This is a genomic window from Pseudomonas sp. AC016, assembly GCF_979253365.1.
Genome location: NZ_CEEDCC010000001.1, coordinates 3377501 through 3402127, shown reverse-complemented (window position 1 = coordinate 3402127; position 24627 = coordinate 3377501). Strand labels below are relative to the sequence as shown.

Genomic DNA, 24627 nt, shown 5'->3' with positions numbered 1-24627 from the left:
CTGAATGTCTGACGCGCTGTGGGCCGCCCGACTGGGTGACGGGCTCGAGCACAGCTCGATGATGGCCGATATTCTGGGCGGCGTTCTCGAGGTAGCGGCCTACGCGGCGATTGGTTCGCTGGCGACCATGGCCGTGGTAGCGGCCACCGGGATTACCGTGGCGACCGGCGGGTTGGGCGCGTGCGTGCTCGGTGCTGTCGTGGGGGTGATCGTCGGTCTGGCGATGAGCAAGACCGGAGCCGACAAAGGGCTGAGCAGTATATGCGAGTCCATTGCCAACGGCCTTTTCCCGCCCACGGTACAGGCCACCATCCTTACCGGCTCCACCGATACGCTGATCAACTCAATCCCTGCGGCACGCGCAGCCGGTGCCGTGCCGGCGCACATGAACCCGATGGCGTCGCTGCACAGCGATGACAGCGCCGATGAAGCGGTAGAAGACGAAGAGACCGCGCCCGCCAGCCCCGACTCGATGGCCACGAAAAGCCTTGCCGCGCCTGAAGAGGAAGGCTTTCTGGACATGGCCAAAGGGTTTTTCTCGCAGCTCTGGCAGCCCACCGTCGCGATGCCAGCGCCCGGCGCGGTCCCCAAGCCGCTGGATCTGGTTGCCTGCATGAAGCACCCGCCGATGCCGCCGCAGTTTCTGGCCGAAGGGTCGGAAAAGGTCAGCATCAACGGCCAGCCCGCCGTACGCAGTGGCGATCGCAGCACCTGCGAGGCCAAGGTGGTTTCCTCCGGCATGGTCTCCTCCAATGTCACCATCGGCGGCGGCTCAGTGGTGGTGCGGGAAATCCGCAGCGGCAAGACACCTGGCGTCGGCCTGGCGCTGACGGTGCTGATGATGCTCAAGGGCGGCAAAGGGAAATTCCGCGCCAACCTGCCCTGCATGTTGCTCGCTGGCGTCAACTCCTTCGTTGTCAGCCAAGTGACCGGGGCCATCACCAACGCCGTGGCAGGCTCGCCCAATCCGGTGCACGCGGCGACCGGTGCCAAGGTGCTGGGCGGCGTGGACGAGCTGGATTTTGTATTGCCGGGCGTGCTGCCCATTGACTGGCAGCGCTTTTACAACAGCCGTGGCGAACGACGTGACGGGCTGCTCGGTGCCGGCTGGAGCGTGACGTATGAAGTCAGCGTGCACATCGAGCCACACCCCGAGGGCGGTGAACGCCTTATCTACATCGACGAGCAGGCGCGCCGTATCGACATGGGCTCCATCCCCTTGGGCGGCGCAGTGTTCAGCGCGGGCGAAGGCCTGGCGGTCAAGCGCAGTGACAGCGGGCAACTGCTGATCGAGAGTGATGACGGGCTGTATCGATTGTTCGAACCGATGCTGGCCGACCCAACCCTGCTGCGCCTGAGCCAGTTGGGTGATCGTAACGACAACCGGGTCTACCTCGACTACAACGATGCTGGAAAGCTGATCCGCCTGCGCGACACCGACGACATCGTGCAAGTCGAGCTGATCTACAGCGCGCAATGGCCAGATCGCGTTCAACACCTTGAACGCCTTTATCCCAACCAGCAGCGCGAAACACTGGTCAGCTACGACTACGACGCTCAGGGTGATCTGGCCGAGGTGCGCAATGCGTTGGGGCAGGTCCAGCGCCGTTTCGCCTACGACTCGGGTCGGCGCATGGTCGAGCACCAGTTGCCCACAGGAATGCGCTGTTTTTATGAATGGGCGCACATCGAGGGCGTCGAGTGGCGCGTGGTTCGACACTGGACCGACGCCGGTGACCGCTATGCCTTCGATTACAACCTGAGCCAGGGCGTCACGCGAGTCATCGATGGCCTTCAGCGCGTCAGTCTTCGTCACTGGAACCTTCAGTACCAGATCACCGAATACACCGACAATCTGGCCAATACCTGGCGTTTTGAGTGGAACGATGAGCGCCAGTTGCTGGCTGCCGTGGACCCCAAGGGCGGTCAGTATCAATACAGCTACGACGACGCTGGCAACCTGAGCGAGACGGTTGACCCCTTGGGTCGTCGTGAATCGGTTCTTTGGCTGGAATTGTGGTCGCTGCCGCTGGTAGAGACCGACGCGGCAGGCAACAGCTGGCAGTATCGCTACGACAAACGCGGCAATTGCACTCACGAAATCGACCCGTTGGGCCAGACCACGCGCTATCGCTACGATGAGCGCGGCCAGACGGTCGAGATCATCGACGCCACCGACAAGCACAAAACGCTGGAGTGGAATGACCTTGGCCAGTTGATCGAACACATCGACTGCTCGGGTTATCCGACCCGCTTCGGCTATGACCGACACGGCTACCTTCAGGTTGTGACCGACGCGCTGGGCGAACGCACGCTGTATGAACATGATCGACAAGGCCGTCTGCTGCGCTGCGAATTGCCGGACGGGCGCATCGAACAGTATCTGCGAGACACCAGCGGCCAGCTCAGCGGCTATATCGACCCGGCTGGACACACGACGCGGTATCAGTACGACCTGCGAGGCCAGGTGCGCCAACGCATCGATGCAGTCGGCCGCCCAGTGCAGTTCAGTTACGACGCCTATGGGCGCCTGCAGGCTCTGACCAACGAAAACGGTGAAAGCTATCGCTTCGCCTGGGACGCGGGCGACCGTCTGACCCAGCAGCAGGATCTGGACGGCAGCGCTCGTCTCTACGCTTACGATGCGCTGAGCGATGTCATCCGCATGACGTATTCCCCTGCCCCCTTCGGCAACGGGCTGGCCGTGGTGCCGAACGAACCGACTCCCCCCATCGTCCATCACCTGGAGCGCGATGCCGTAGGACGATTGATCGCCAAGGTTACGGACGATGGCCGAACGCAGTATCAGTACAACCCGGTGGACGACCTGACCGAGGTCGCGTTTGCCAGCACGTCGGGTGAGGAACAGAAACTCGGCTTTGCCTATGACGCGCTCGGTCAGTTGCTGGACGAGCAAAGCGCTGCTGGCAGCCTGAAATACCATTACGACGAGCTGGGCAACCTGACCCAGACCCAGTTGCCCGATGGACGCTGGCTCAACCGGCTGTACTACGGCAGCGGCCATCTGCACCAGATCAACCTGGACGGTCAGGTCATCAGCGACTTCGAGCGCGACCGGCTGCACCGCGAAGTACTGCGAACTCAAGGGCAGCTCAGCACGCGCAGCGAGTACGACCGCAGCGGCCGCCTGCGATCACGCAAACGCCGGCTCGCCAGCCAGTCGCCGATTCTTCCGGCACCCGCCCAGAAACACTTCGACTACGATCCGGCGGACAACCTGATCGGTCGGCTCGATCAACAGCCGCGCGGCGACCAGCGCCAACTGCTGCACTACGACGCTACCGGCCGCATCATGGCCAGCCAGGACAGCATTCAGGGCCAAAGCGAGACCTTTGCCTACGACGCCGCCGCCAACCTGCTCGACGGCCCGCCCGCCAGCGCAGGTCTGGTGGTGCACAACAAACTGCTGACCTATCAGGACAAGCGCTACCGCTACGATGCTTTCGGCCGGATGATCGAAAAACGCAGCGGCAGCAATAAGGTGCAGCGCTTTGCCTACGACGCGGAACATCAATTGATCGAAGTCCGCACCGAGCACGGCGGACGAACCAGCATCGTAAAGATGACCTACGACCCGCTGGGTCGGCGCATCGGCAAGAGCGAACACGAAGACCACGGTTTTCCGCTGGGTGAAACGCGCTTCACCTGGGACGGCATGCGCCTGCTTCAGGAACACAAACACAGCCAGACTAGCCTGTACGTCTACGCCGACGACAGCTACGACCCCCTCGCCCGCGTCGACGGCAGCGGCGCCCTGCAAAAAATCCGCTACTACCACAACGACCTCAACGGCCTGCCGGAACAACTCACCGAAACCGACGGCCACACCGTCTGGCAGGCCCGCTACCGGGTCTGGGGCAACACCGTCGAAGAAATCCGCGAGCCCTACTACCTCGAAGAACAGAACCTGCGCTTCCAGGGCCAGTACCTTGACCGCGAAACGGGGCTGCACTACAACACCTTTCGGTTCTATGATCCGGATATCGGACGGTTTACCACGCCGGACCCGATTGGGTTGGCGGGTGGGATTAACCTGTATCAGTACGCGCCGAATCCGGTTGGGTGGGTGGATCCATTTGGATTAAGTGCAGAAATTCTGGCAGCAAATATGCTGGCGTCTGGTAGACCACTAGCACCTGGACAGACTGCCCATCATGCGGTTAAAGAAAATGCGACTAACGTTTATGCTGCGGGCTCTCGGAAGATACTTGCTGATGCCAAGTTAGTTCCAGACACACCTGAAAATGGAGCCCGGCTTTGGGGAACACATCCAAATCAAGTTGCACAACCCGGCCACCCGGGCAAGGATTTAGCGAAGGCGGCAGGAAACTATCATGGCGGGAAACATATTCATGGAAAAGAAAACGACAAATTAATCTATAAAATATTAAAATCTGCAAACCGCAAAGGGGCGAATATCAGAGGGGTGCTTTCGAATATCACCAACAGAATGGAAACGGGCTCCTGGAAAAAATCGTTCAATGCATGCGGGGGGAAGACTTAATGAACATTGCAAACAACCCAGAAATTGAAAGAAAATGCATAAAATTAATAGAAGCTTTCAAAGACTTAGCAACTCATATAAACAAATACTTCGCCGACATTAAAAACATAATTACTTATTGGCAGCACTCACTAGGGCCTACACATGAATTTATTCCGTACGAACTCATAGTGCCTAGCATTTCAAAGGAAGGAAAAAAGCTTAAAACCTTGACAGACGCCAGTAAAAAATCGAAAAATCTTATAAGCTACGGTTTCAATCAGAACGATGAGCTAGTTATGGCCATCAGAAACTATGGCGGCGACGCAGATAGCTTGGGGATGAACGTTAGATTTTCCACGAAGATTGATGGAAAAACCTACATACTTAATGCTCATATATTTGAAAGCAGCCCAAATGAGTCCAAATTAATTTCAGCCTGCGAAATTCACAGCAGCGAGACTCACACTCAATACATCTCGATAACCCCACCCTACGATCGATATGTGAGAATAGATCATAAGATAGACAACAGAATAGTTAACACATCGACATGGGCCACTAGTTGGTTCAAGCCTCTCAGTTATGCGTTTATTTATGATGAAAATGACCAACTTTCAGAAATTATGATTGACGAGCACTGCCATTGGAGCAATAAAACTTGACCCGGCGGACAACCTGATCGGTCGGCTCGATCAACAGCCGCGCGGCGACCAGCGCCAACTGCTGCACTACGACGCTACCGGCCGCATCATGGCCAGCCAGGACAGCATTCAGGGCCAAGGCGAGACCTTTGCCTACGACGCCGCCGCCAACCTGCTCGACGGCCCGCCCGCCAGCGCAGGTCTGGTGGTGCACAACAAACTGCTGACCTATCAGGACAAGCGCTACCGCTACGATGCTTTCGGCCGGATGATCGAAAAACGCAGCGGCAGCAATAAGGTGCAGCGCTTTGCCTACGACGCGGAACATCAATTGATCGAAGTCCGCACCGAGCACGGCGGACGAACCAGCATCGTAAAGATGACCTACGACCCGCTGGGTCGGCGCATCGGCAAGAGCGAACACGACGACCACGGTTTCCCGCTGGGTGAAACGCGCTTCACCTGGGACGGCATGCGCCTGCTTCAGGAACACAGGCACAGCCAGACCAGCCTGTACGTCTACGCCGACGACGGCTACGACCCCCTGGCCCGAGTAGACGGCAACGGCGCCCTGCAAAAAATCCGCTACTACCACAACGACCTCAACGGCCTGCCCGAACAACTCACCGAAATCGACGGCCACACCGTCTGGCAGGCCCGCTATCGGGTCTGGGGCAACACCGTCGAAGAAATCCGCGAGCCCTACTACCTCGAAGAACAGAACCTGCGCTTCCAGGGCCAGTACCTTGACCGCGAAACGGGGCTGCACTACAACACCTTTCGGTTTTATGATCCGGACATCGGGCGGTTTACCACGCCGGACCCGATTGGGTTGGCGGGTGGGATTAATTTCTACACTTATGGGCCAAATCCATTTACGTTTATTGATCCGCTAGTGTACTGTCTCAAAAATAAATGCTCTGTAAAATCGTCTATGCTTGCTCGTTGATTACACCGTTGGAGGCGAAGAAATGAGCGCCCAAGATATCGTCCTGAGTCCTGAAGAAAGCGCCGAGCTGAGCCGTCGCACACGATCAGCCACCATCAGTCAGCGTGACGGTCGCCGCGCGAGGGTCATCCTGTTAGCTGCTCAAGGTTGTTCAAGGGTTGAGATAGCCCGCCTGGTTGGATTCTCTCTTCGCTCAGTCACTCTTTGGTGCAAGCGTTTTCAAGAACAGGGACTAGACGGTTTGATCGATAAGCCTGGCCGCGGACGTAAGTCATCCTTGCCGCCAGACGCTATGGCTCGAGTGCTTGAGCAAGTGGTTCAACCTCGTATTGGCCAACCTCGCTGGAGCTGCCGAAGCATGGCGCAAGTCGCAGGTATTTCTCCGGCCAGCGTCCAGCGTATATGGGCTGCCAATGACATAAAGCCGCACCTGACTCGTACGTTCAAGCTGTCCAACGATCCCAACTTCGAAGAGAAATTCTGGGACGTCATCGGGTTGTATCTGGACCCGCCAGACAAGGCACTGGTGCTGTGCTGCGATGAAAAAAGTCAGGTTCAGGCCTTGGAGCGTACCCAGCCGGGACTGCCTCTGGGCATCGGCCATATCCGCACGCAATCGCACGATTATATTCGTCACGGCACCGTAACCCTCTTCACTGCGCTCGATTACCTTGAGGGGAGGTTGATCAGTTCTATCGAGCGCCAACACCGGCATCAGGAGTGGCTGGACTTCCTCAAGAAAATCAATCGAGAAACGCCCAGGCACCTTCAATTGCACCTGATCGTCGACAACTACGCCACGCACAAACATCCGAAAGTGAAGGCCTGGCTCGAAAAGCACAAGCGCTTCCATATGCATTTCACCCCGACCTCAAGTTCGTGGATGAACATGGTTGAGCGCTTCTTTCGTGACATCACGGTATACCTGCGCGACGGTAGTTTCAGCTCGATTCGCGAATTGGAAAGCTCAATCACCACATTTCTGGCACTACGAAATGCCCAGCCGACTCGCTACGTTTGGAACGCCAAGGGAGAAGACATTTTGAACAAAATACAGCGAGCCCGCGCGGCAATGACCACGCAGGCATGAGAGAAGTTAATTTTGAGACGATACACTAGGATGGACAGGCACTTACATATTCACTGACGGCACAACATCTTATATCGGTAAAGGCCCGAGAAATAGAGCTCTCAGCTCTATGCGCGCCCGCATAGCAGGTCGCGCAAATGCAACAAAATTCGCTCACGCGGACTATGGAAATAGTAAGCTTGGCTTTATGGTTGAGCATCGATTAATGGAGAAATACGATGCACGTCAATCGCCAGCATTTGCCAATGACGCGTTGAAAAACTCCCCAGGGAAAAAACTTTATGATGCCGCAGATATCAAGACACAAAGAAAGGTCAACAGGCTCGCAAATAAATTAGACAAAGAATTCAAAGCATCCAAAGGATGCGGAAAGGTATGACATGAAAAAATTCGCCTACAACGAGAATATTCAATCCCTGGAAGTGTCAGAGCTTTTTTTCGCTGACGGACTTAAGCATGCTCAAAAAAAAGGCTACAAGAGGATCAGAGTCCTAAAAGACTCCTCGTCCAGCAGCAACGTTTTAGACCTGAGCCCTCTCTCCGAGAATGACATAATCGAATCGCTTAACATATCACAGGATATTATTCTAAGAAAAGTTGATTTCTCGCCTCTCTACGTATGCACCTCGCTACAAGAATTGATGACACCCTATATGCATGGCGCAATTGACTTCTCAAAGATTCCTCAGTTGCGCACCTTGTACCTCAGCAGTGCAAAAAATGAATTAATAGATTTAAATCTTATTCAGGTCACCGATCTTCTGCTCGCAGGTATTAAGGATAAAAACTTGAATTTCATTACCGCCCCGAAACTCAAGACACTCAGGTTAAGCGGGGGGAGCCTGAACTCACTTCAAGGCTTAGAGAAATGCGAAAACCTGAGAGAATTGGACATCAGTCACTGCAGTAAAATTTCAGTTATGGACACCTTGCGCGATTTAAATCTAACGAAGCTTTCTATAGAAAAATGTAAGGAGCTTCGTGATTACTCGGTGCTTTCTGGCCACCCGACCTTGAAAGAGCTATTCATTTCAGAGCTGGATTCGCTTGCATTCGTAACGTCCATGAAAGCAATTGAATATCTAAAGTTTTGGGATGTTAAAGATGGCGATCTCAGCCCTCTCCTGAAGTCAAAATCGCTCAAAACTGTTGACTTTTCCCCACAGAAGAAGCACTACACACATTCGAATGATGAGATCAACCTACTGTTAAAAAACGCGACAGCTCGTTAGCTTTTTAACGGTATGGATCTGCGTTCGAGGTGCGCATCGAGATATCGGTGCCGCCAAACTCGAAAATTTTACAGGCGATGCTGCTACTGTATATCCATTACTAGTCGATTAAGAGGAATCGCGCAGCCTCTTGCGGTCTCTGTTTTCTGCTCTTCTTCGAGCTCAACATTGAGCGCTCAGGCTCACAGGCGAGATTGATGGATGATCAAAAGCAGCCTAAATAGATTAACGCTCTTTATGTTCTACACACTGGCGATAAAAACAGAAAAAAGTTCCCCGGTATTCCTTGATGGCGTACTGACTGAGTCCTTCTCCGCGCGGGCCTACAATGAAGGCATGTCAGGAGACTGGTATTACGCTGAACCGGGAGAGACGTTAGCAGCGCTTCCAAGCAAACTTGTATTCATCACCAAGGATAAAGGCTATGACTTTGACTTCCGAACCAAGTTTGGAGGTCATATCGTAAGCGAGCGCTTTCTCTCGTACTTTAAATCGATGAAAACCAGCAAATGGGAAATAGCCGAGCTGACAATTGTCAATCCAAAAGGCGATCAGGTGTGCTTGAAAAAATACCACTTTATCCGTCAAGTCATGCAAGAAAAAGAATCAGTCGACATTATCAATCTGGAGCGGTCAGCCATTAACTATAGAAATAATGGCGATATAAAAAACACTCTATCACTTGCCATTAGAGAAGAAGTCAAGCTGGACTTTTTCAGCGTGTTTGAAATAAGTCTCCTTGGATACACTTTTCTATCTTCAAACGCTGCCGAAGCCATTCAAAAAGAGGACTGGAAGGGCTTTGAACTCGTGAGTACTGATAAAATTGGCACTGTCAGACACGCCTGATTGCCGATCCATCTCATCTCACTGAAGGGCATGCATCACGGGCACGCGTACTGAAAATAGCGCCTGCGTCTATCGCATTTTTTCTTTGCTTGGACCATTGCCACTGCGGCACGTACCTGCTGTCAGGCCACTGACAGCACTTCGCCTCCTGTCAAAACTGCCAGTAGATGTCCTGCTGCTTTTTTGCACAATGTACGGGTTTATCCGACAGGCCATCTGGCGGTCGAGCCTTACGTGCAGGAGTTGCGTTCATGGATGCGCTGAATGTCATCAATGTCGGCACCGACAAGGTCAATTCGCTGCTCAACATCGTTCTGCAGTATGGGGCGACGATCGTTCTGAAGCTGGTCATCGCGGCTTTTCTGTGGATCTTCGGGCGCTGGCTGATCGGGGTGCTGGTCAGGATGGTGCAACGCTCGCTGACTCGCCAGCGATTCGACCCGACGGTTCTGCGCTACGTGGGCTCGTTCATTACGGTCACGCTGAACATTATTCTGGTGATCGCGATTCTGAGTTACTGCGGAATAGAGACGACCAGCTTCGCAGCGCTACTGGCGGCGGTCGGGCTGGCGATCGGCATGGCGTGGTCGGGTTTGCTGGCGAATCTGGCGGCGGGTGGTTTCATCATTGTGTTGCGGCCGTTCAAGGTCGGCGATGCCATTACGGCGGCGGGTGTGACAGGGACAGTGGTCGAGATCGGGCTATTCGTGACATCCATCAACACTTCGGACAACGTGCTCAATCTGGTCGGCAACAACAAGATTTTCGCCGACACGATCATCAATTATTCCAGCAATGATTTCCGGCGCGTGGAGCTGACAGCCAGTTTGCCGAGTTCGGAAGACGAACAGGCAGTCATCTCGCGGCTCAAGGATCAGGTGGGCAGCCTTCCCAACGTGCTGACCAGCCCTCAGGTGGATGTGCAATTGTCCGCTGCGACAGCGGATGCGATCACCCTGTCGGTCAGGCCGTGCTGCCATCATGACCATTACGGGACGGTTTACCGCCAGACGCTGGAAGTCATAAGAACGCTGATGCGCGACGCGTCCCTGAAGAAGGCATAGCCCGGGGCTGCGGTTGCAGCCCCGAACGACATGCAGGCTTACTGGGCGCCCAGTGCGCCGACTTTGCCCATCATCGTCGCCATGAACTGCTGCAGGGTCATCTTCTGGCCGTTGAAGTCGACCATGTTGTTGGCGTAATGCAGGTCGGAGACGATGTTGTCACCGTCGACCTTGGCCAGTTGCATCATCTCGGCCATCGCGCTGGCCATGTCACTGGCAGCGCTGGCCTGATCGGCGATGGCCTTCAGGTCGGTCTGGCCTTCACGAATGGCCTGCTGGGTGACGATGTCGCGGATCATCGGCTTCGAAAGCACGACCTTGGCGTTGACCTCGCCTACCGTTTTCACCGCCAGCGCATCGGCGGGCTGATCAAGCGAGCCCGGATCGGTCAGGTCCACCGCAATTTGCATGTGGCTTTCGCCGTTGGCGGTCTTGAGCGAGAGCTTTTCCAGTTCGATACGAGGCTTGCCAGCCAGCAGCGTTTTCGTCTGGGTGTTCATCACTTCACGCTCGGCAGGCGTCAACTCGAGCTGCAACGGACGCTCGGCCAGAATCGCGGCCTGCTGTTGCGGCAGGACGGTGTTCTGGTAGAGCTGGTACAACGCCTGAGTGGCCACCGCATTGAAGTTGGCGATCTTGATGCCCAGATGGGCAGCACCGACGTCCTTGCCGCCATAGGCGATCATGCCGATGTCGTAGTTGACCTGCGCGGCAAAGTTACCGGCATCTTCCTGAGCGAGGTTGGTGTTGGTGAAATCCTTGAGCTGCACCTGCGGCTTGCCGACCAGCTGGAACGCGGCGGCCTGGATTTTCATGTTGGTGTGACCCAGATAAAACCCGGATTTACCCTTGGTGCCGCCGGTGTCGAACGTCATGCCTTTGACTTCGATGTTCACCGGACCATCAGGCGACAGGACATTCAGCTGCAGGTTGTCCAGGCTGCCGTCGAGGTCGAACTTCTGAGCGTCAGCCGAGGAAGCAGCATTCACGGTCATGCCGGAGAATTTGAACGTACCGTCAGTGTCGTTCATTTCCAGCGGCGCCAGCTGCACCCAGCCTTTGGTGGCGCGGTCATAACCGATGCTGGCCTGACCCTTGAGGGGCGATACGTCCTTGCTCAGCGCAAACCATTTTTCCGAGCTTGGGCTTTTCTCCATCTCGAAATTGCTCAGCGCCATCACCGGCAGCAGGTTCAGGGTCTTCAGTCGGGAGAGCGGGATCGGCCCGTGCTGGATGTGATCGACGAACAGAAACTGCCCGCCCTGGGTGCTATCGGACAGGTTCTGGATATCGACGCGGTAGTGCGCGGTGCTGCTGAAGAAATGGCGCTCAAGGGAGAGCATTTCGAGCTTGACGCTGGTGTCGGTGCCCTTGAACGACTTCGCCAGTTCCTGGTTGGCCTGGCTGATGGAGTCGTTCAACGCGCCTTCCAGTTGAGTACCGGTGTACCAGGCGCCAGCCGTCGCCAGAGCTCCTGCCACGACGATCACGCCAACCGCTATACCTGCTGATTTATTCATAGTGACTCGAAGATGTCCGTTCTGATGATGAGAAGTCGTCCCTGAAATCACAGTGTGTTCACACCTGTGAGTCGCGGGTCGACAGAGCCTGCAGCGCTGCCGAAAAGTCGCGAGAGATTATCACCGCCAGCTCGCGACGGCCCAGCATTGTTGGTCAGTTCTGTGTGCGGTTGCACTTATTGAGGCCCTTTGGACATGGCCTTCTGCCTTTTGTTGCGAACAGGCCGTTCCGAAACTGCCTTCAAGACACGCTCCTTGAAACATGGGGTAGCCATGGTCTTGGCGGAAACGTTAGGCTGAAACGAATTTGCTGACCGGACGGAATCACATGAGCACGACGCAGAACCCACGCGGCCCGATCAAGGCCGTCATTTTCGATATGGACGGCCTGCTGCTCGACAGCGAAGGCATCTACACCGAAGTTACCCACGCCATCGCCAGCCGCCACGGCAAGACGTTTGACTGGGCGATCAAGCAACACACCATCGGCCGGGGTGCCACCGACTTTGCGGAGTACGTGACCAAAACACTCGAGCTGCCGATGACCGCCGAGGAGTTTCTGGAGATTCGCCAGCCGATGCTCGACGAGCGCTTCCCGCATTCGCCTGCCATGCCGGGTGCCGAGACGCTGGTGCGTCATCTGGCCGAGCACAACATTCCGATCGCCGTGGGCACCAGTTCGTCGGTGCATTACTTCCACGCCAAGACCACGCTGCACCGCGCCTGGTTCGAGCTGTTCGAAACCGTGGTGACCGCTGATGACCCGGACGTGACGGCCGCCAAGCCGGCGCCGGACATTTTTCTGGTAGCCGCACGCCGTCTGGGTGTGGACCCGGCCGATTGCCTGGTGTTCGAGGACTCGCCTTTCGGCGTCACCGCAGCCAAGGCGGCGGGCATGTATGCCGTAGCCGTGCCTGATTCGCACATGCCGCGTGAACAGTATGAGCATGCGGATCTGGTCATTGATTCGCTGGCCGAGTTCTCGCTCAAGGATTGGGGGCTGCCGGATATCCGGTAAGCAGCCCTGTCGCTGACCGCTCGGCGTTATACACAAGTCCTCCTGGAGGAATACGATGATGATCGTTCCTACGCTCTGCGTGGGAATGCCTCCCAGGACGCTCCGCGTCCGCTCTGGAATGTGGCGCAGATGTGTGCCCAAGCTCCAGCGTTATCCACGTCATGCGCTCGGCTTACTGAGTCCTCAGTCTGTGCCATTTGTGACGCGGAGCGTCACGGGAGGCATGCCCACGCGGAGCGATGGGCACGATCAGTGTCGAGACGGACTTGTGTATAACGATGAGCGCTGACCGTGGGTAGACTCACCTTTTCAATGCCTCGGCATACGCGCCAGTATGTCCGACTGATCCCGCGTGAATGACAAGGAGGATGTTAAACATGAATTATCGTGTTCTTGGCCAGTCCGGCCTCAAGGTTTCAACACTGACTCTGGGCTCGATGATGTTCGGCGAGCAGACAGGCGCCGACGAGTCCTTGCGCATCATCGACAAGGCCTGGGATCAGGGCGTCAATTTCGTCGACACGGCGGACGTGTACAACGGCGGCCGCTCGGAAGAGCTCGTGGGCCAGGCCATCGCCTCGCGTCGCAGCGACTGGGTGCTGGCCACCAAGCTCGGTTACAGCGCTCCGAGTGACATCCCCAATCGCGCAGGCCTGAGTCGCAAACATGTGTTCAACGCCATTGAAAACAGCCTGCGTCGGCTGAATACCGACTATGTGGATATCTATTACCTGCACAGAGAGGATCACGACACCCCGCTGGAGGTCACGGTATCGGCGATTGGCGAGTTGATTCGTCAGGGCAAGATCCGCTACTGGGGCGTCTCCAATTTCCGTGGCTGGCGGATCGCGGAAATCGTCAACGTCGCGCAGCGTCTGGGCGTGGACAAGCCGGTCGTCAGTCAACCGCTGTACAACATCGTCAACCGTCAGGCAGAAGTCGAACAGATCACTGCCGCTGCGTTTTACGGACTCGGCGTTGTGCCCTTCAGCCCGTTGGCGCGTGGTGTGCTCAGCGGCAAGTACGCGCCCGACGTCACACCTGACAGCAGCACCCGTGCCGGACGTCAGGACAAGCGGCTGCTGGAGACGGAGTGGCGTGTGGAGTCCTTGCGCATCGCGCAGCGCATCCAGGCGCACGTGCAGGAAAAAGGCGTCGGCATGGTTGAGTTCGCCATTGCCTGGGTACTGAACAACCAGGCCGTCGCCTCCGCCATCGTCGGCCCTCGGACCGAAGAGCAGTGGGATGGCTACACCAAGGCACTCGACGTCGTCATCACCCCGGAAGACGAAGCGTTCATCGATTCGCTGGTGACGCCCGGTCACGCATCGACACCCGGCTTCAACGACGTTCAGCATTTTGTGTCAGGACGTATGCCACGCAGTTAAGGGTCGGGGCTGGCCGCACCTGGGCGCTGGCAGTGATCTGCCAGCACGCTCAGCGGTGAAAACACAGCTGAAAATGGCTATGTGTACAAATGCTCATTCGGCACTCGGCCTGATGGGCGCTAAGATAGCGTTGAACGTATCTACGATTGCTCACCAAAATGCGACTCATGTGCTCCACTAAAAATACTGAACATACCTCTACGCTCGCGACTTTCTGGCAAGTCTTGGCTAGTCTGTCGGCAGTCCAGCTAATTATTGGATCCTATCTTGCCGGGTTGATGAAGAAGTATGGCGATGCGTAAATCAGACAGAGAAGCCTTTTTAAGCTCGGTACTGGGCAACGAGCAGCCTGCAGCCAATGTTGCACGGGCTGTTATCGAAGAAAAACTGCGCAATGCAATCATCGACGGCAGCTTGCCGAGCGGTACTGCGTTGCGCCAGCAGGAACTGGCAACACTATTTGGCGTGAGCCGGATGCCGGTACGTGAAGCCCTGCGGCAACTTGAAGCGCAGTCCCTGCTGCGGGTGGAAACGCACAAGGGTGCCGTAGTAGCCCCGCTCATCACCGAAGATGCGGTTGATGCCTACTCCTTACGCATCTTGCTGGAGTCCGAAGCGCTGCGGCTGTCGATTCCCCACCTGACCGCAGAAGATCTGGCAGCCGCCAGAAGCTATATCGAGCAGCTCGAAGTTGAGACCGATTACACCCGGATCGGCAGGCTCAACCGTTTGTTTCACATGTCGCTGTACGCCAAAACGCGCAACAAGCGCCTGATGCAACTGGTTGAAGAAGGTCTGAACGAAGAAGAGCGTTTCCTGCGCTTCAATCTTTCGTCCATGGGCCTTGGCAAACTGTCCCAGGATGACCACTGGGAACTGCTTCGCCTCGCAGAAGCGAAGGCCGTCGAACCGACCGTGGCAGCACTGCAATATCACCTCAATCGCGGCGTTCAGGCCATCACCCAATACCTGAACAGTAAAGCCAGCGAAGAAAAAACCGTACGCCCCCGCAAAAAGACTCACGACTAACCTCCCTCCTGCGGCTTTCCATCCGGATCAGCCGCTGTTGCCTCCCCTCTCCGTCCAGCGCCCGGCACCGTGTCGTCGGGCGTTTTTATATCTATTTTCCAGGGCCGTCGGGTGGTCGGTCGCCTGAATAAGGCAAACTCGGCCATGACCTCGATGGATCCAACCGGAGGGTTCAATGCTGGTCGGGATTCACTGCCTGCGCGTTATCAGGGCGGTGATATCCGTTTATGTGAACGCCACGAAAAGGAGTCAGCGCAACGGGCAGAGAGACATTGGAAGTCGTTTCCGATATCGCCCACCAAAATACTATTCATTCTAATTGTTCGGCATTACGGCAACGCTGAACGAGGCATTCGTTCATTATTTACAATTCTGGCCCTTATCGACCGGAAGGGTTGCCTACACCCATATAAAACTTGAAACCCACGTTTTATATGGCAACTTTCAGCCTTGACAAAGTGCAACTTTAAATAATTACAGAAACCAATTGCACAAGTACTTAATTGTGTTTTAACTTTTCTTCGCAGTCCTTGCGGAGTTTGCTTTAACAGCGCAAACCCACGTCTTCAAGGGCTGACGGCGCCAGCACATGGCGCCGCCCAACTAATGAAGTGGCATAGAGAACGTTGACGATTCGAATCGTTTCAACACGCAGGCCCTCGCGTGTCCGTTATTCCAATGACGGACAGATGCGAATAAACGCTGCGTATCGATAGGCCAACTTTCATTTATCCAAACATGATCAAGAGATCTCGCCATGCCTTGCCAAAAAACAGTATTGGACCAAAAGAAACTCGAACTTAGCCGTCATCCGATATTCAGTGAAATCACGTCTCTGGACGTGCTGAGACGTTTCATGGAAACCCACGTATTCGCGGTGTGGGACTTCATGTCACTCACCAAACGCCTGCAACAGGAACTGACCTGTACACAGCTGCCTTGGCTGCCGCCGAAAGATTCCGCTGCCGCCAGACTGATCAACGAGATCGTGCTGGGAGAGGAATCCGACGATCGACTGGAACGGGGCCACTACAGCCATTTCGAGCTGTACCTGGATGCCATGCGCGAGGTAGGCGCCAGCACTCAGCAGATCGAGCGCTTCATCGAGCTTCAGCATCAGGGAGTGCATTACACAACCGCCCTGCAGCGCGTCAACGCAGGCCAGGCGGCATCGGTGTTCGTGACAAGCACCCTTGAGACGGCACTGCATGCGCCGGCTCACAGCGTGGCGGCTGCATTTCTGCATGGCCGCGAGAGCGTCATCCCCCTGATGTTCCAGAGCATCCTCGATGACTGGGGCATCACCGGAAGTCAGGCACCGACGTTTCGCTATTACCTGGAACGCCACATCGAAGTCGACTCCGAAGACCACGGCCCGGCCGCAGAGCATCTGTTGGCACGACTGGTGGCGGGCGATCCGCAACGCGAAAAAGAGGTGTACCAGGCCGCCATCGCAGCTGTGGAAAGCAGGGTTCAGCTGTGGGACACGCTGCGACTCAGCATGCGCGCACCGCTGATGCAGGTAAGCGCCTGACACCGGTCAGTTCCCGAGAGCTGCCTCAACGGTCAGCGCTCAAGCCTCTACAAGGAAGCCATCATGAAAGCAGAAGACTACAGCTCGTTCATCGATGCGTGGGAAGGTCGCGCCACGATTCGCACTCGCCCACGCCGAATCGTCGAGAACGATGAAAAATTGATCTACCCGCTCAGCCGCCAGCCACTGGTGCTCAGCGAAACCTTCAGCCGCGAATGTGCGCATTTGCGTGATTACGCGCTGGTTCAGAGCCTCTACAAATTCATCAATGATGTGGTGATCTTCGAAACCGAGATCGTCGACAAGACCGCGCGCAGTATCGCCAAGGACAACTTCGCCATTCGCTTTCCCTTCGCCTGCCGCTACGACGCCATGACGGTGGTGGTGGATGAGGACTACCACGCGCTGGTTGCCATGGATTTCATGCAGCAGACCATCGCGCTGACCGGCATACAGCCCATCGAACTGCCGGGTGAAATCGAACTGAGCCGGGCGATCCCTGCGGCGCTTGCACTGGCACCGGAACACCTGCGCAGCGCCGTGGAGCTGATCTGCGTCGCGATTGCGGAAAACACCGTGACCAACGATGTGGCGGCCTTTGCCAGGGACGACTCGGTCAAACAGTCGGTCAAGGGCCTGATGGCCGACCACCTGCTGGACGAAGGCCGTCATTCAGGCTTCTGGGCGCGGCTGGTGCGTATCTACTGGCACACGGCAAGCGAGGCGGACCGCCAGTGCATCGCTGACATCATGCCGGTGTTCATCGCGCAGTACCTGACCAGCGACATACAGCACGGCTTTGACTTCACGCTGATCGAGCATCTGCCGGTCGCTGAATCGGTCAGGCAGGCACTCAAGGCCGAATCCCTGGCGGTCAGCTTTCCGATCAATCGCCATCACCCACTGATCGGCAACATCATGCGCTTTTTCAAGGCCAGCTCGATGCTGGACGCCCCGTGTGTACAGAAAGCGCTGGCCGATTACCTGCCCGCCCAGGGGATGCTGCAATGAAACGCCTGGAGATCGTGCTTCTCGGTCACAGCCTGACCCTGAGCGAACTGAATACCGAACTGCAGGCTCACGGTCATACCGTGCAACACCTGACTGACCTGGCCGCGCTGCAATCACAAAGAACGACTCATGCCTCGATGCTGATTGAGGACGGCAGTCTGGTGTTGGGCAGTGAGGACCTGAAAGGATTTGGCCAGCCAGCGTTGCTGAGCCTACGTGTCGGGCTGAATAGCACCGCCGGATCGCTGCCGAGACTGGAGTTGCTGTGTTGGCATGGATCAGCCAGGGCACAGCGTCTGATTGTCCGCGAATGGCTGCCTGTAGAGCCTTCGGGCAATGGTCGAAGGCTGCGCGACGAGGCTGTTGCCGCGTGGCTGGACATCATCGCCCTGCAGGTGAGCCGACGCTCACGGGACGATCATTACTTCGTTGATCTGCCCGGTGCGCAGCCTGCTCAGAGCGAGCGCCAGGACGGCTTGCAGGCCATCGATGCGCTGCTGTTCGAGCATCAGTTCAACCAGACCGCGCGACCGGACCTGTTGCAGCTGGCGGAAACGCCGCTCACCCGGCAGCTGGCGCTGGCCTTGCAGACCTTTGCTGAACGGCCAGCCTTGTCGGTTCTGGGTCAGTCGTACAGCTATCGCGAACTTGCCACGCACAGCGCCGCCATTCAGCTTCATCTATTGCCGCTCATTGCACAGGCTGGCAACACGGATATGCCACCCGTGATCGGTATCTGTCTGCCCAAGTGCGCGGCACTGTATGCCGGCGTGCTCGCGATCCTGGGTTGCGGAGCGGTTTACCTGCCGCTCGACCCGGCTCTGCCGTTGCAGCGGCAGCAGTACATCCTCGAAAACGCCGGGGCGATGCTTTTGCTGCATGACGGCTCGCACCCATTGGCAGCCGCCGAGTTTCCCGCATTGAACATCGCTGCCATGCAGATCCCGGAGACAGTCCCTCTCGCAGCAAACGCTTACCCTGCCTGCGATGCGCCGTGCATGGCGCTTTATACATCGGGCACGACGGGACACCCCAAGGGCGTTGTGCTCAGCCAGCGCAACCTCAGCCATTTCACGGCCTGGTATGCGAATTATGTGGATCTGAATCAACGCAGTCGGGTGCTGCAATTCTCGACCCTGAGTTTCGATTCATCCGTGATCGACATTTTCCCGACCTGGCTCAGTGGTGCCGAACTGGTGGTGCCCGACGAAGATCAGCGGCGTGATCCGCTGCAACTGGTCAGCGTCTTGAAAGCCGGACTCACCCATGCGTTTCTGCCACCCGCATTGCTGAGCATCCTGCCGTTGGATCAGCCATTGGGGCTCAAGCATGTCGTGACCGGCGGTGACGTCTGTGAGCCTCACGTGATCGTGCAGCTCACCGGGCAGTGTCAGTTTCACAACCTGTACGGGCCGACCGAAGCGACGGTGCTGGTGACGGCCGCGCAGTTCCAGCCGAACAGCAGCAACCGCAATCTGGGCAGGCCGATCGCCAACAGTCAGGTCTGGATTCTCGATGATCAACTGCAGCCTGTGCCACAGGAGGTTCAGGGCGAGCTGTACATCGTCGGACCCGGGGTTTGTCTGGGCTACCTCAACAATCCCGAACTGACGGCTGAGCGCTACGTGTGGCTGACGCGCCCGGACGGTGAGCGAATGCGCGCCTATCGCACCGGGGACATGGCCAAGTGGACCATGGATGGTATCGAGCTGAGTGGGCGCCGGGATAATCAGGTGAAGATTCGCGGCTTCCGGGTCGAGCCTGAAGAGATCGAGCATTGTCTGCGTGCCAGTCAGCTGTATCGCCAGGTCGCAGTGGTCGTCGATGTGCAGCGGCGCATTCTGGCCTTTGTCGCTCAGCCTTACGGTGCCCAGAGTAATGACTCGACGCTGAGCGCGTTGAAGGCTCATACCCAGCAGTTGCTGCCTGACTATATGCACCCAGTTGCCTATACCAAGGTCGATGCCTTGCCATTTGCCAGCAATGGCAAGACTGATCGCAAGGCGTTGCTGGAGCTGCCGGTGAGCTTCAGCGATCAGCATTCACGACGCTTGCCGGAAAACGAGCGGCAGGAACAGCTATTGGCGTTGTGGGGCGAGTTGCTTGAGCTGCCACCCAGTGATATCTCGACTGACGAGAGTTTTTTCAATCTGGGTGGCCACTCGATTCTGCTGTCACGCATGCTGCTGGGCATTCGCGAGCGGTTCTGCCGCAGTATCCCCATCAACCGCTTCATAGAAGCACCGACCGTACTGACGCTCGCAAGCCTCCTCGATAGCGAAGGCAGCTCGACCCACACCATCAGCCCGAAAGCGCTGCTGGATGCCAACCCGGACGTTCAGGTAACGGCGCTGCCTGTGAGCAAGCTGGGCGACGTTCACAAGGTGATCGTGACCGGGGCCAACGGGTTTCTGGGTGTGCATATCGTCCAGGCGCTGCTGGACTGGGGCGCAACCGAGATTGCGTGTCTGGTGCGTGAATCGGCCGGGCATAGCGCACAGGAGCGCTTCGAACAGTCGCTGGCGGAGAACAGACTCGGGCATCTGGACTTGAGTCGGGTGACGGTCTATCCAGCCGATGTCACACAGCCGCATTTGGGTTTGAGCGAAGCGGTGTATGAGCGGCTGGACCGTGACTTCGGCGCTCTGGTCCATAACGCAGCCAACGTGAACCACGTTCAGGATTACGAAGCGCTATTCAAGGACAACGTTGAGCCTGTCTTCGAATGTCTGAAGTTGTGTGAAGGACGCAGCAAGAAGGTTTTCAATTTCGTCTCGACCTTGTCTGCCTGCAGCGCAATTGATGGCACCGGCGCCGTGCTTGAACAACCGGCTGCCGCTACGCCGCCTATCTACATCAAGAACGGTTACAACCTCACCAAATGGGTCGCTGAACGTATTTTGCAGCATGCCAGGGATCAAGGCGTGTGGGTCAACATCTACCGACCCGGCAACATCGCCTTCAACTGCCGCACTGGCGTTTGTCAGCCGCAGAAGAACCGCTTGATGCTGATGCTCAAGGGGTCCCTGCAGTTGGGTCAGGTCCCGGCGTTCGACATCAACTTCGACCTGATGCCGGTGGACTTCCTCGCGCGCTTCATTGGCTTCCATGCCAGTCGCTATCAGCCCGAGCGCGCCGTATTCAACCTGCATAACCCTGAGCTGTTGAGCTGGAACCACTACGTGGAGTCGTTCCGCGAGGCGGGTCGCGAGTTCAAGTTGGTCAGCGTTGCTGATTGGCAGACGCAACTGAGCCAGGTCGACAGCGATAACGCCCTGTTTGGCGTACTGGGCTTCTATCTGGACGGCTTTGAAGAAGACATCGGGGACATCTCGATGATCGAGCACCAGAACACCCTGGCTGGCGTCCGCCAGATGGGCGAGCAGTACCCGCAGAAAACCCCCGCGCTGTTGCGCAAGGGCTGCGATTACCTGAAGGAAATCGACTTCATCTGAGTCGAGTCATCAATAAGCGAAATGGAGAACGACATGAACACGATCCACAACAATCTCAAGCCTGACACCCTCATCAAGAACCCGACGCAGTGCCGTGTGTCGGCAGCGGTGGAGATCCCGAGCGATGCCAACAGTGTGTGGGCAGTCGTAGGAGACTTCGGTGGCTTTCAGGCATTCATTCCTGCGTTGGAGAGTACTGAAGTCACCGGCAAAGGTATTCGCTCGGTGCGCAAGAAGCTGTTCAAGGACGGCAACTTTGCGATCGAGCAATTGAACAGCCGGGATGATCACGCGCTGTACATGACCTGGTCGCTGATACACACCAGTTTGCCTGTCGGCAATCTGTGGGCCTCCATGACGGTGCAGCCCAAGGGTGACAACGAGTGTGTTGCTACCTGGACAATCATTGCTGAACCCGATCAGGGAGGTCCTGAAACATTGCCGGACTTCGAGGCGTTTCTACAGGGGTTCGCAGACAGCGCCATGAGTAACGCACGCAGTCTGTTTGCCTGACTCTGCAGTTATTCAGAGCCGGAAAAGACAAAACCCCTCATCGCGTAAGCGATGAGGGGTTTCGGAATTTAATCTTGACGATGACCTACTCTCACATGGGGAAACCCCACACTACCATCGGCGATGCATCGTTTCACTGCTGAGTTCGGGATGGGATCAGGTGGTTCCAATGCTCTATGGTCGTCAAGAAATTCTGCAGCCGATCCGTTAGTAATAACGTGTCAGCGAAAATGGTGACTTCTACTAAAAGACAAAACCCCTCACCGCGTAAGCGATGAGGGGTTTCGGAATTTAATCTTGACGATGACCTACTCTCACATGGGGAAACCCCACACTACCATCGGCGATGCATCGTTTCACTGCTGAGTTCGGGATGGGATCAGGTGGTTCCAATGCTCTATGGTCGTCAAGAAATTCGGGTACCGAAGCGTGCCGTGCGGCGCGATTCAGCAAAATGGGTATGTGATAAAGGTATTGTTCGTGACGCAAACTTTCGGTTCGTGTCGTCTTCACAGTCACCACAATCTGTGCTCAATCGAGTCGCAGATTGCTTGGGTGTTATATGGTCAAGCCTCACGGGCAATTAGTATTGGTTAGCTCAACGCCTCACAGCGCTTACACACCCAACCTATCAACGTCGTAGTCTTCGACGGCCCTTCAGGGAACTCAAGGTTCCAGTGAGATCTCATCTTGAGGCAAGTTTCCCGCTTAGATGCTTTCAGCGGTTATCTTTTCCGAACATAGCTACCCGGCAATGCCACTGGCGTGACAACCGGAACACCAGAGGTTCGTCCACTCCGGTCCTCTCGTACTAGGAGCAGCCCCTCTCAAATCTCAAACGTCCACGGCAGATAGGGACCGAACTGTCTCACGACGTTCTAAACCCAGCTCGCGTACCACTTTAAATGGCGAACAGCCATACCCTTGGGACCGGCTTCAGCCCCAGGATGTGATGAGCCGACATCGAGGTGCCAAACACCGCCGTCGATATGAACTCTTGGGCGGTATCAGCCTGTTATCCCCGGAGTACCTTTTATCCGTTGAGCGATGGCCCTTCCATACAGAACCACCGGATCACTAAGACCTACTTTCGTACCTGCTCGACGTGTCTGTCTCGCAGTCAAGCGCGCTTTTGCCTTTATACTCTACGACCGATTTCCGACCGGTCTGAGCGCACCTTCGTACTCCTCCGTTACTCTTTAGGAGGAGACCGCCCCAGTCAAACTACCCACCATACACTGTCCTCGATCCGGATAACGGACCTGAGTTAGAACCTCAAAGTTGCCAGGGTGGTATTTCAAGGTTGGCTCCACGCAGACTGGCGTCCACGCTTCAAAGCCTCCCACCTATCCTACACAAGCAAATTCAAAGTCCAGTGCAAAGCTATAGTAAAGGTTCACGGGGTCTTTCCGTCTAGCCGCGGATACACTGCATCTTCACAGCGATTTCAATTTCACTGAGTCTCGGGTGGAGACAGCGCCGCCATCGTTACGCCATTCGTGCAGGTCGGAACTTACCCGACAAGGAATTTCGCTACCTTAGGACCGTTATAGTTACGGCCGCCGTTTACCGGGGCTTCGATCAAGAGCTTCGCTTGCGCTAACCCCATCAATTAACCTTCCGGCACCGGGCAGGCGTCACACCCTATACGTCCACTTTCGTGTTTGCAGAGTGCTGTGTTTTTAATAAACAGTCGCAGCGGCCTGGTATCTTCGACCGGCGTGGGCTTACGCAGTAAATGCTTCACCCTCACCGGCGCACCTTCTCCCGAAGTTACGGTGCCATTTTGCCTAGTTCCTTCACCCGAGTTCTCTCAAGCGCCTTGGTATTCTCTACCCAACCACCTGTGTCGGTTTGGGGTACGGTTCCTGGTTACCTGAAGCTTAGAAGCTTTTCTTGGAAGCATGGCATCAACCACTTCGTGTTCCAAAGGAACACTCGTCATCAGCTCTCGGCCTTGAGACCCCGGATTTACCTAAGATCTCAGCCTACCACCTTAAACCTGGACAACCAACGCCAGGCTGGCCTAGCCTTCTCCGTCCCTCCATCGCAATAACCAGAAGTACAGGAATATTAACCTGTTTTCCATCGACTACGCTTTTCAGCCTCGCCTTAGGGACCGACTAACCCTGCGTCGATTAACGTTGCGCAGGAAACCTTGGTCTTTCGGCGTGGGTGTTTTTCACACCCATTGTCGTTACTCATGTCAGCATTCGCACTTCTGATACCTCCAGCAAGCTTCTCAACTCACCTTCACAGGCTTACAGAACGCTCCTCTACCGCATCACCAAAGGTGATACCCGTAGCTTCGGTGCATGGTTTGAGCCCCGTTACATCTTCCGCGCAGGCCGACTCGACTAGTGAGCTATTACGCTTTCTTTAAAGGGTGGCTGCTTCTAAGCCAACCTCCTAGCTGTCTAAGCCTTCCCACATCGTTTCCCACTTAACCATGACTTTGGGACCTTAGCTGACGGTCTGGGTTGTTTCCCTTTTCACGACGGACGTTAGCACCCGCCGTGTGTCTCCCATGCTCGGCACTTGTAGGTATTCGGAGTTTGCATCGGTTTGGTAAGTCGGGATGACCCCCTAGCCGAAACAGTGCTCTACCCCCTACAGTGATACATGAGGCGCTACCTAAATAGCTTTCGAGGAGAACCAGCTATCTCCGAGCTTGATTAGCCTTTCACTCCGATCCACAGGTCATCCGCTAACTTTTCAACGGTAGTCGGTTCGGTCCTCCAGTCAGTGTTACCTAACCTTCAACCTGCCCATGGATAGATCGCCCGGTTTCGGGTCTATTCCCAGCGACTAGACGCCCTATTAAGAC

At 56.2% G+C, this 24627-nt stretch carries 16 protein-coding genes and 3 rRNA genes (1 of these 19 running past the window's edge); 15 read left to right on the top strand and 4 right to left on the bottom strand.

Features of this window, described 5'->3' with window-relative positions:
- The first annotated feature begins 4 nt into the window (after positions 1-4).
- From AC0IXS_RS15445 to AC0IXS_RS15410, 8 genes are all read left to right on the top strand, one after another.
- On the top strand, positions 5-4525 hold the full coding sequence (locus AC0IXS_RS15445; protein WP_471825048.1) for an RHS repeat-associated core domain-containing protein: 4521 nt from the start codon (positions 5-7) through the stop codon (positions 4523-4525).
- The gene (locus tag AC0IXS_RS15440; protein WP_137203598.1) at positions 4525-5169 is read left to right on the top strand and encodes a hypothetical protein; all 645 of its coding nucleotides are present in this window, start codon (positions 4525-4527) and stop codon (positions 5167-5169) included. The genes AC0IXS_RS15445 and AC0IXS_RS15440 overlap by 1 nt, the downstream gene beginning before the upstream one ends.
- Positions 5135-6097: an RHS repeat domain-containing protein gene (locus tag AC0IXS_RS15435; protein ID WP_471825046.1), complete on the top strand. Its 963-nt coding sequence runs from the start codon at positions 5135-5137 to the stop codon at positions 6095-6097. Before AC0IXS_RS15440 ends, AC0IXS_RS15435 begins: the two co-directional genes overlap by 35 nt.
- Before the next feature lie 22 nt (positions 6098-6119).
- Positions 6120-7187 carry an IS630-like element ISPsy32 family transposase gene (locus tag AC0IXS_RS15430; protein ID WP_137203601.1) on the top strand — a complete coding sequence of 356 codons (1068 nt, stop codon included), beginning with the start codon at positions 6120-6122 and terminating at the stop codon, positions 7185-7187.
- Positions 7188-7296: 109 nt separating this feature from the next.
- Positions 7297-7566: a hypothetical protein gene (locus AC0IXS_RS15425; protein WP_471825044.1), complete on the top strand. Its 270-nt coding sequence runs from the start codon at positions 7297-7299 to the stop codon at positions 7564-7566.
- 1 nt (position 7567) lies between these two features.
- On the top strand, positions 7568-8419 hold the full coding sequence (locus AC0IXS_RS15420; RefSeq protein ID WP_137203583.1) for a leucine-rich repeat domain-containing protein: 852 nt from the start codon (positions 7568-7570) through the stop codon (positions 8417-8419).
- A gap of 201 nt (positions 8420-8620) precedes the next feature.
- Positions 8621-9268 carry an Imm43 family immunity protein gene (locus tag AC0IXS_RS15415; RefSeq protein WP_240045229.1) on the top strand — a complete coding sequence of 216 codons (648 nt, stop codon included), beginning with the start codon at positions 8621-8623 and terminating at the stop codon, positions 9266-9268.
- A gap of 251 nt (positions 9269-9519) precedes the next feature.
- Complete coding sequence (locus tag AC0IXS_RS15410) at positions 9520-10332, top strand: mechanosensitive ion channel family protein (RefSeq protein WP_449117006.1); 813 nt, start codon at positions 9520-9522, stop codon at positions 10330-10332.
- Positions 10333-10370: 38 nt separating this feature from the next.
- Here the strand turns inward: AC0IXS_RS15410 and AC0IXS_RS15405 are convergent, their stop codons facing one another.
- Positions 10371-11852 (bottom strand): YdgA family protein, encoded by a 1482-nt coding sequence (locus tag AC0IXS_RS15405; protein WP_449117007.1) that lies wholly within the window; start codon positions 11850-11852, stop codon positions 10371-10373.
- Between the two features lie 328 nt (positions 11853-12180).
- On the opposite strand from AC0IXS_RS15405, the gene AC0IXS_RS15400 reads away from it, so the two are divergent.
- From AC0IXS_RS15400 to AC0IXS_RS15370, 7 genes are all read left to right on the top strand, one after another.
- Positions 12181-12870, top strand: coding sequence for an HAD-IA family hydrolase (locus AC0IXS_RS15400; protein ID WP_122447032.1), 690 nt, complete (start codon positions 12181-12183; stop codon positions 12868-12870).
- A 377-nt stretch (positions 12871-13247) separates the two neighbouring features.
- Complete coding sequence (locus tag AC0IXS_RS15395; protein ID WP_471825041.1) at positions 13248-14258, top strand: aldo/keto reductase; 1011 nt, start codon at positions 13248-13250, stop codon at positions 14256-14258.
- Between the two features lie 294 nt (positions 14259-14552).
- Positions 14553-15287 carry a GntR family transcriptional regulator gene (locus AC0IXS_RS15390; RefSeq protein WP_025996259.1) on the top strand — a complete coding sequence of 245 codons (735 nt, stop codon included), beginning with the start codon at positions 14553-14555 and terminating at the stop codon, positions 15285-15287.
- Between the two features lie 757 nt (positions 15288-16044).
- A complete protein-coding gene (locus AC0IXS_RS15385; protein ID WP_191955086.1) occupies positions 16045-16821 on the top strand; it encodes a DUF3050 domain-containing protein in 777 nt (258 codons plus the stop codon).
- A 63-nt stretch (positions 16822-16884) separates the two neighbouring features.
- Positions 16885-17832, top strand: a complete 948-nt coding sequence (locus tag AC0IXS_RS15380; protein WP_057409698.1) for a diiron oxygenase — start codon at positions 16885-16887, stop codon at positions 17830-17832.
- Positions 17829-21287: a thioester reductase domain-containing protein gene (locus AC0IXS_RS15375; RefSeq protein ID WP_471825038.1), complete on the top strand. Its 3459-nt coding sequence runs from the start codon at positions 17829-17831 to the stop codon at positions 21285-21287. The genes AC0IXS_RS15380 and AC0IXS_RS15375 overlap by 4 nt, the downstream gene beginning before the upstream one ends.
- A 33-nt stretch (positions 21288-21320) precedes the next feature.
- Positions 21321-21800, top strand: coding sequence for an SRPBCC family protein (locus tag AC0IXS_RS15370; protein WP_057409696.1), 480 nt, complete (start codon positions 21321-21323; stop codon positions 21798-21800).
- 72 nt (positions 21801-21872) lie between these two features.
- Here the strand turns inward: AC0IXS_RS15370 and rrf (AC0IXS_RS15365) are convergent.
- From rrf (AC0IXS_RS15365) to AC0IXS_RS15355, 3 genes are all read right to left on the bottom strand, one after another.
- Positions 21873-21988 (bottom strand): 5S ribosomal RNA (rrf, locus tag AC0IXS_RS15365).
- Positions 21989-22095: 107 nt separating this feature from the next.
- Positions 22096-22211, bottom strand: a 5S ribosomal RNA gene (gene rrf / locus AC0IXS_RS15360).
- 151 nt (positions 22212-22362) lie between these two features.
- Positions 22363-24627: ribosomal RNA gene (locus AC0IXS_RS15355) — 23S ribosomal RNA — on the bottom strand (it continues 628 nt past the right edge of the window).